Source organism: Polaromonas sp. P3_C2 (genome assembly GCF_056402675.1).
In genome coordinates this window covers 1-1,098 of the sequence record NZ_JBFUGX010000993.1, presented here as the reverse complement: position 1 = coordinate 1,098, position 1,098 = coordinate 1, and the positions used below count along the sequence as shown (strand labels likewise).

1 protein-coding gene is annotated in these 1,098 nt (G+C 61.3%); it reads left to right on the top strand.

The window, feature by feature from the left end; genetic code table 11:
• The coding region (locus AC1DWI_RS24070) for an efflux RND transporter permease subunit (protein WP_477726029.1) at positions 1-1,098 on the top strand (1,098 nt) is incomplete at both ends.

Here is a 1,098-nt window from a genome sequence, read left to right as displayed (position 1 = left end):
TCCTACCAGCGCATGCAGGTCGACCAGTTCCCGAACATCGACTTTCCGGTGGTCGTCATTACCGCCGAATACCCGGGCGCTTCGCCCGAAATCGTTGAAAGCGAAGTCACCAAAAAAATTGAAGAAGGCGTCAACTCGATCGCCGGCATCAACGCGCTGACCTCGCGCAGCTACGAAGGCCAGTCGGTCGTCATCATGGAGTTCCAGCTCTACGTCGACGGGCGCCGCGCTGCCGAGGACGTGCGCGAAAAGATCGCCGCCATCCGGCCCACCCTCCGAGATGAAGTGAAAGAGCCGCGCGTGCTGCGCTTCGACCCGGCAAGCCGGGYGATCTGGTCCGTTGCAGTGTTGCCCAATGCCCAAAGCGGCAATGCCATGTCGGCCGTGGAGCTCACCAACTGGGCCGACCAGGTCTTGAAAAAGCGCCTGGAGAACGTACGCGGTGCGGGCTCCGTCACGCTCGTGGGCGGCACCAAGCGCGAAATCAATGTCTACCTGAATCCGCAGGCCATGGAGTCGCTGGGCATCACGGCCGACCAGGTGGTCAATGCCGTGCGCAACGAGAACCAGGATTTGCCGGTGGGTGCCATCCGCTCGCTGCAGCAGGAGCGCGTCGTCAAGATCGATGCGCGCATGAAGCGCCCCGAAGATTTCGGAAAAATCATTGTGGCGCGCAAGGGCGCTGCGCCGGTCACGGTGGACCAGGTGGCACGCGTTGCCGACGGCGCACAGGAAATCGACAGCCTGGCGCTGTACAACGGCCAGCGCACACTGCTGCTGTCGGTGCAAAAAGCGCAGGACGAAAACACTATTGCCGTGGTCGATGGCTTGAACCAGGCCATCAAGGACATCCAGCCGCAATTGCCGACCGGTGCGCGACTGGAGCTCATCACCGATGGCTCGCGGCCGATTCGTGTGGCCGTTGAAAACGTGCGCCGCACGCTGATTGAAGGCGCACTGCTGACGGTGCTGATTGTTTTCCTGTTCCTGAATTCGTGGCGCTCCACGGTGATCACCGGGCTCACGCTGCCGATCTCCATCATCGGCACCTTCCTGTTCATGAACCTGTTCGGCTTCACCATCAACATGATCACGCTG